1 pseudogene is annotated in these 900 nt (G+C 63.6%); it reads left to right on the top strand.

Annotated features, from left to right (window positions below):
• Positions 1–900, top strand: a pseudogene (locus tag QB898_RS13085) (transglutaminase); the annotation flags it as partial.

A 900-nucleotide genomic window follows, 5' to 3' on the forward strand; every position in this document is an offset into this window, starting at 1 on the left:
CACACCCGACGCCTGGATTCCCATGGACGCCAGCTTCAAGCAATACACCTACAGCGACGGCATGGATCTTCAGCAGGCCGTGCCGCTGGATGCGGCCGCCCTGATCAGCGCCGCCGGGCAAGGCGCGCAAGTCAATGAGGCCGAGGGCTGGGTGCAGCACTTGAACACCGCCGCCTTGCAAGGCCAGCTCAGCGCCTATCAGCAAAGGCTCAAAACCTATATCGACCGTCAAAACGGCGGCCAAAGCACTGTCGGCCAGGTGCTGGGCCAGCGCACGGCGCAAATCGATCCCCTGCCCTTTTTTGCCGCTACGCTGCCTTATGAAGTCAAGGCCCGAAGCCAGTCTTTCGGCGCCATTCCTGACAGCCTCAAGGCCAGGTTCAGATACGCCATCTATCCCGACAAGCAAAGCGCCGTGCTCGAGGGCAGCCCCATCTTGCAATTTGAAGCGGACACGGCCAGTCTGGCGGGCAAGAAGCTGACGCTGGCCTGGGTGGCGGCCAGCGATGCCGATCAGCGGGCCATTGAGGCGCTGATTCCCCAGGCGCGCCCCGGACAGACGCTCAAGCCGCAAGATTTGCCCAGAGGGCTGCCCGCCAGCATCAGCCTGAAGCCGCAGATTTTGGTGGAGGGCGCTGTCAAGGCCGAAGGCAGCGCCTTGAGAGCGGGCAGCGAGCCGGTCGGCGCCGGGGCCTTTACCCAGTACGGCAGCCGCCAATGGGATGAAACGTATGACCAGCTCATCGCCGGGCAGCAAACGGCATTGGGCCTGAGTATTCAGGGCATCAGCCAGGCGCAGATGGATAGGCTCAAGGCCCGGATGGAAGAAACCAAACAGACGCTGGAGCGCGCGCAGGCTGCGCCCGAAAGCCAGCGCGAGCAGATCCTGAAGGGCATCAC

The organism is Ottowia cancrivicina (assembly GCF_029813755.1).
GTDB classification, from domain to species: Bacteria; Pseudomonadota; Gammaproteobacteria; order Burkholderiales; family Burkholderiaceae_C; genus Ottowia; species Ottowia massiliensis.